We start from the raw sequence: 276 nt of genomic DNA on the forward strand, positions 1-276 counted from the left end.
GGCAGAAGCCGTTGCTAGACTTACAACAAGTGTGAGGTTAACCTGAAGCATCGTCCTTATCTACTGCTTCAGTATCATCTTTAATAAGCTGATCATACATCTGTTCGATAGAATTGTTTATCATTTTCTGAGCGGTAAAGCCACTAAAGGCTATAAGTTTTTCTAACTTAGTCTGATTTTTCTTATATATTTTTATAATGCCATCGCCTTCTTCGTTTTTAGAGCTATAATTTTTTCGACCATCCCAAGCTTTTCTCATTTTGTATAACATATAGC

General features: G+C 34.8%; 1 protein-coding gene. It reads right to left on the minus strand.

The window, feature by feature from the left end; translation table 11 throughout:
• Positions 1–37: 37 nt before the first annotated feature.
• Positions 38–276: hypothetical protein (locus tag AAEZ03_RS27190; RefSeq protein WP_350582941.1), on the minus strand; the 239-nt coding region annotated here is incomplete at its 5' end.

It is taken from the genome of Pseudomonas sp. HY2-MNA-CIBAN-0224 (genome assembly GCF_040310285.1).
Lineage (GTDB): Bacteria > Pseudomonadota > Gammaproteobacteria > Pseudomonadales > Pseudomonadaceae > Aquipseudomonas > Aquipseudomonas helleri.